General features: G+C 71.1%; 2 protein-coding genes. Both read right to left on the bottom strand.

All coding sequences use genetic code 11. The features are described 5' to 3' along the window. On the bottom strand, positions 1 to 87 hold an 87-nt coding region (locus B7L92_RS44015; protein ID WP_438364061.1), incomplete at its 3' end, for a maleylpyruvate isomerase N-terminal domain-containing protein. A 368-nt stretch (positions 88 to 455) separates the two neighbouring features. Continuing rightward, positions 456 to 508, bottom strand: a 53-nt coding sequence (locus B7L92_RS43785; RefSeq protein ID WP_170102290.1) for a DUF5302 family protein, incomplete at its 5' end; no start/stop codon positions are given.

The following is a 508-nucleotide window of genomic DNA, read 5'->3' on the forward strand; positions in this document are numbered from 1 at the left end:
GCGGCGGTGCACCCCGCCCAGATGTTGCACCAGATCGGACAGCGTCCACTCGGGGCAGGGCGGCACCTGCACGTCGCGGCTGGGCACGAAGGCGACCGCGGCCGGAAACGCGACCGACTGTGCGTCGATCAGCCGCAGCAGGACGGGGAACGGATGTCCTTGCCACGCGGTTGCCTACCGTCGCCCCGGACAACCGCGGTCGATTTTCACAGCGGTACGGGGGCACACCAGGTGCGTGACACCGGCCGCGTACCCTCGGACAAGGCAGTGCCCTCATCCCGGAATTCCAGTTCGGCGGCGCCACCGACCCGAGCCAACCGCATCTGGGCCATTCCCCCAGGCGAGTCCGCCGGCTACGCCCGCCCGCGACGCGCGCACGGGCATGCGCACATCGCGGGCCACTGCACGGGACGCGCGAGTGCCGGTGAAGCGGTTAGATCGCGGGACTCATCGACTCAGCCGCCGCTCTTGCGCCTGAACGACCGCTGGCTCACAGCCGGGCCGTGCG

It is taken from the genome of Streptomyces viridosporus, from assembly GCF_002078235.1.
Taxonomy (GTDB): Bacteria; Actinomycetota; Actinomycetes; order Streptomycetales; family Streptomycetaceae; genus Streptomyces; species Streptomyces viridosporus.